Source organism: Streptomyces sp. MB09-01 (assembly GCF_033794505.1).
Classification (GTDB): domain Bacteria; phylum Actinomycetota; class Actinomycetes; order Streptomycetales; family Streptomycetaceae; genus Streptomyces.
In genome coordinates this window covers 1-1,233 of the sequence record NZ_JARAYQ010000561.1, presented here as the reverse complement: position 1 = coordinate 1,233, position 1,233 = coordinate 1, and the positions used below count along the sequence as shown (strand labels likewise).

General features: G+C 71.9%; 2 protein-coding genes. Both read right to left on the bottom strand.

Annotated elements, in window-relative coordinates; all coding sequences use genetic code 11:
• On the bottom strand, window positions 1-527 hold a 527-nt coding region (locus tag PV721_RS43455), incomplete at its 3' end, for a SidA/IucD/PvdA family monooxygenase (protein WP_319734408.1).
• Window positions 524-1,233 (bottom strand): pyridoxal phosphate-dependent decarboxylase family protein (locus PV721_RS43450; protein WP_319734406.1); only part of this gene is annotated, 710 nt, incomplete at its 5' end. The genes PV721_RS43450 and PV721_RS43455, both read right to left, overlap by 4 nt.

Sequence of the window (1,233 nt, the reverse complement as noted above, 5' to 3'; positions counted from 1 at the left end):
TCGGGGATGTAGGGGGCGGTGCCGATGCCGAGGGCGAGGTGGCGGGTGTAGGTGCGGCCGAGGGCTTCGGCTTCGCCGTCGGCGTCGAGCTGGGTGAAGTCGACTTCGAAGAGGTCGCGTTCGGGGTTCCAGCGGACGGCGTCGACCTGGTGGCCGAAGTGGAGTCCGGGGACGCGGCCGGCGACCCAGCGGCAGTAGGCGTCGTATTCGGCGCGGTGGATGTGGAACTGCTCGGCGAAGTAGAAGGGGAAGAGCCGTTCCTTGTGCCTGAGGTAGCTGAGGAAGCTCCAGGGGCTGGTGGGGTCGGCGAGGGTGACGAGGTCGGCGAGGAAGGGGACTTGGAGGGTGGAGCCTTCGATGAGGAGTCCCGGGTGCCAGCGGAAGTCCCGGCGCTGGTCGTAGAAGGCGGTGGCGAGTTCGCCCGCGCCTTGTTGCGGCAGGCCGTGGGCGAGGGCCGCGAGGGACAGGTTGAAGGGGCCGATGCCGATTCCGACGAGGTCGTGGGGGGCATCGAGCTGGGCGGTCATCGGTGGGTGCTGCCTTCCAGGAGGGCGATGAGGGTGTCCAGGTCCCCCGCGGTGGTGTGCGGGTTCAGCAGGGTGGCTTTGAGCCACAGGCGGCCGTCGGCGTGGGTGCGGCCGAGGACGGCGCGGCCTTGGTGCAGGAGGGTGCGGCGCAGGGTGGCGAGCCGGGCGTCGTCGGCGTGGGTGGGCCGGAAGAGGACGGTGCTGATGGTGGGGGCCGAGTGGAGTTCGAAGCCGGGGTGGGCGTCGAGGAGTGCGGCGAGGTGCTGGGCGAGTGCGCAGGTGCGGTCGATGAGGCGGGCGAGGCCGTCGCGGCCCAGTGAGCGCAGGGTGGTGGCGATCTTGAGGGCGTCGGGGCGCCGGGTGGTGCGCAGGGAGCGGCCGAGGAGGTCGGGGAGGCCGGCTTCGGTGTCGTCGGTGGCGTTGAGGTAGTCGGCCTGGTGGGCGAGGGGGGCGAGGAGGGCGCTGTCGGGGACGGCGAGGAGTCCTGCGGCGACGGGCTGCCAGCCGAGTTTGTGCAGGTCGATGGTGAGGGAGTGGGCGCGGCCGAGTCCGGCGAGTTTGTCGCGGTGGCGGGGGCTGAGGGTGAGGAGGCCGCCGTACGCGGCGTCGATGTGGAGGTCGGCGCCGTAGCGCTCGCAGAGGTCGGCGATGTGGTGGAGGGGGTCGATGAGTCCGGCGTCGGTGGTGCCGGCGGTGGCGGTGACGA